Genomic DNA, 845 nt, shown 5'->3' on the forward strand with positions numbered 1-845 from the left:
TTCAATGTGCTCAACGGCGGCACGGTCACCAACAACGGGCTGGTTTCAATGTGCTCAACGGCGGCACGGTCACCAACAACGGGCTGGTTGCGTCGCCGACCGGCAACATCACGCTGATCGGCATGGACCTCGAGCAGTCCGGCGTGCTGGTGGCGACCACGTCGGTCAACCAGGCCGGCTCGATCCTGCTGTCTGCGCAGCAGGGGCTGCAAAAACTGAACGGCTTCGACAGCAACAACCAGACGTACTATGCGGTGCCCACCCAGACCGGCACGGTGCGGCTCGCGGGCGGCAGCCTCACCGCGGTGCTGCCCGAGGAGGACGGGCAGACCGCGAAGGACACCCAGACCCAGGCGCAGTCGCAGATCACGGTCGGGGGCGGCTTTGTCAACGTGCAGTCGCAGGCCGCGATCATCGCGCCGTCCGGGCGTGTGGTGCTGGAGGCGTCGAGCCATGGCGACCAGCTCTATCTGCAAGACAATCCCACGGCTAAGATCAATGTGAACTCCAATCGCGATGGCGCGCGCGTACTGGTCGACAGCAATGCGCTGATCGACGTGTCGGGATTGGCGGCGGTGCCGGCCGCAGCGTCGAGTGACGTTGTGCAAGTGACCGTGCGTGCCAACGAGCTGCGCGACTCGCCGCTGCAGCGCGGCGGCGTGCTCAACAGTAAGGACGTGTGGGTCAATACCTACGAACTCAATCCGGTGGGCGTGGACCGCACCTATACCGCGGGCGGCCTGCTGGAGGTGTCGGGGTGGCTCGGGCAGACCATCCGGCCGATCGACCAGCGCCTGACCACCGGCGGCTCCGTGACGACCTACGCGTCGGGCGATGTCGTGCTG

At 66.2% G+C, this 845-nt stretch carries 1 protein-coding gene; it reads left to right on the top strand.

The window, feature by feature from the left end; all coding sequences use genetic code 11:
* Positions 1-50: 50 nt before the first annotated feature.
* The coding region (locus tag AB4Z37_RS32955; RefSeq protein ID WP_441520876.1) for a hypothetical protein at positions 51-845 on the top strand (795 nt) is incomplete at its 3' end.

Source organism: Bradyrhizobium sp. 2TAF24, from assembly GCF_052115025.1.
GTDB lineage: Bacteria > Pseudomonadota > Alphaproteobacteria > Rhizobiales > Xanthobacteraceae > Bradyrhizobium_A.